Annotated in this window: 1 protein-coding gene; it reads right to left on the bottom strand. The window is 67.4% G+C overall.

The annotated features are described in order from the left end of the window. Window positions 1–1467, bottom strand: a 1467-nt coding sequence (locus tag ABZX75_RS34115) for a homocysteine S-methyltransferase family protein (protein WP_355418072.1), incomplete at both ends; no start/stop codon positions are given.

Consider the following 1467-nt stretch of genomic DNA (forward strand, 5'->3'; position numbering starts at 1 on the left):
GTCCGCGATCAGACGCTCCGCGATGGCGACCTTGTGCTCGACCGTGCGGGCCTGGCCCTGCTCATCGATGGTCAGCGCGATCAGCGCGGCACCATGCTCCTGGGCCAGACGCGTCACCTTCGCGAAACGCGACTCGGGACCGTCGCCGTCCTCGTAGTTCACGGAGTTGATGACCGCACGCCCGCCCAGCTTCTCCAGACCCGCCTGGAGGACGGGAACCTCCGTGGAGTCCAGAACGATCGGCAGCGTCGAGGCCGTCGCGAAACGCCCCGCGAGCTCGGCCATGTCCGCGACACCGTCACGCCCGACGTAGTCGACACACAGGTCGAGCATGTGGGCGCCCTCGCGGATCTGGTCACGCGCCATCTCCACACAGTCGTCCCACCGCCCCTCCAGCATCGCCTCACGGAACTTCTTCGACCCGTTCGCGTTCGTCCGCTCACCGATCGCCATGTAAGCGGTGTCCTGCCGGAACGGCACCGTCTGATACAGCGACGCCGCGCCCGGCTCGGGCTGAGGGCTGCGCTCGGTCACGGCCACGCCCCGCACCCGCTCCACCACCTGGCGCAGGTGCTCCGGCGTCGTGCCGCAGCATCCACCCACCAGCGAAAGCCCGTACTCCCGGACGAAGGTCTCCTGCGCGTCCGCCAGCTCTTGCGCCGAGAGGGGATAGTGGGCGCCGTCCTTGGTCAGGACCGGCAGACCCGCATTGGGCATGCACGAAAGCGGGATACGGGAGTGGCGCGCCAGATAGCGCAGGTGCTCGCTCATCTCCGCCGGACCGGTCGCGCAGTTCAGACCGATCATGTCGATGCCCAGTGGCTCCAGCGCCGTCAAAGCCGCACCGATCTCCGACCCCAGCAGCATCGTGCCCGTCGTCTCCACCGTCACCGAGCAGATCAGCGGGACCGAGACACCCAAAGCGTCCATGGCCCGGCGGGCACCGACGATCGACGACTTCGTCTGCAGAAGGTCCTGCGTGGTCTCCACCAGCAGCGCGTCCGCACCGCCCGAGATCAGACCCTCGGCATTGACCTGATAGGCATCACGGATCTGCGCGTAACCGATGTGGCCCAGCGTCGGAAGCTTCGTCCCCGGACCCATCGAACCCAGCACCCACCGCTGCCGCCCCGTCGAGACCGTGAACTCATCCGCCACCTCCCGCGCGATCCGGGCACCCGACTGCGACAGCTCGAAGTTGCGCTCCGCGATGTCATACTCCGCCAGCGCCGCATAATTCGCGCCGAACGTATTCGTCTCGACACAGTCCACACCCACCGAGAAGTACGCCTCGTGCACCGTGCGCACAATGTCCGGACGCGTCACGTTCAGAACCTCGTTACAGCCCTCCAGCTGCTCGAAGTCCTCCATCGACGGATCCTGCGCCTGGAGCATCGTCCCCATCGCCCCGTCAGCGACGACCACACGGGTCGCCAGCGCCTCACGAAGGGCATCGGCCCGGGTCTG

This window comes from Streptomyces sp. NPDC003038 (genome assembly GCF_040611115.1).
Taxonomy (GTDB): domain Bacteria; phylum Actinomycetota; class Actinomycetes; order Streptomycetales; family Streptomycetaceae; genus Streptomyces.